Source organism: Lacisediminihabitans profunda (assembly GCF_008040105.1).
Taxonomy (GTDB): Bacteria; Actinomycetota; Actinomycetes; order Actinomycetales; family Microbacteriaceae; genus Lacisediminihabitans; species Lacisediminihabitans profunda.
In genome coordinates this window covers 1-288 of sequence record NZ_VRMG01000156.1, presented here as the reverse complement: position 1 = coordinate 288, position 288 = coordinate 1, and the positions used below count along the sequence as shown (strand labels likewise).

Below are 288 nucleotides of genomic sequence, written 5' to 3'. Positions count from 1 at the left end.
TGATGATGCTATCTCTTCGACAGTGCAGTTCAGCGCAACTACGATTCCTCCATTCCTTCGGGACGCTTGCTGCGACCTAGCTATTCAACTGACCGTTAGCGATTCAACGGCACCTACGGGCACCGAGGGCTTCAAAGAAATTTCGGTCGAAAGTATCAAACTTGTTATGGATTCTAAGGATCGCCCCAGTTGGTTCTCGGACTCAACGCGCAATTTGGTATGGCGCTATCTGAAGAACAACTCCAAGTATAACGCACCTAAAGTTAGGGTTGGCTGATGGGACTCAGG

General features: G+C 49.3%; 1 protein-coding gene. It reads left to right on the top strand.

The annotated features are described in order from the left end of the window. Nucleotides 1–277 (top strand): hypothetical protein (locus tag FVP33_RS19875; protein ID WP_222706823.1); only part of this gene is annotated, 277 nt, incomplete at its 5' end. Nucleotides 278–288: the final 11 nt, after the last annotated feature.